Here is a 228-nt window from a genome sequence, read left to right as displayed (position 1 = left end):
GGACGGAGTGGAAGACCGTCGGCAGCAGGTAGTCGCCGTCGGCCGCGGCCTCGTCGGGCATCGCCACGAGGAGGGTGTTGGTGAAGGCGGTCTCGGCGACCACGGTCAGGTAGATGTTGGCCGCCGTGCTGGCGTCGCCGGTGATGAACCCCTCACCGAACGGGCGGCCGCTCGTGCCGGCGTCGTTGTTCGCGAAGGCCTTCTCGGTCATGTCGAAACCGGCAGGGT

General features: G+C 68.9%; 1 pseudogene. It reads right to left on the bottom strand.

Annotated features, from left to right (window positions below):
- Nucleotides 1-211, bottom strand: a pseudogene (locus ACPYOM_RS24370) (hypothetical protein); the annotation flags it as partial.
- Between the last annotated feature and the right edge of the window lie 17 nt (nt 212-228).

It is taken from the genome of Monashia sp. HAY1-2A (assembly GCF_056755315.1).
This window is presented reverse-complemented; position numbering and strand designations above follow the sequence as displayed.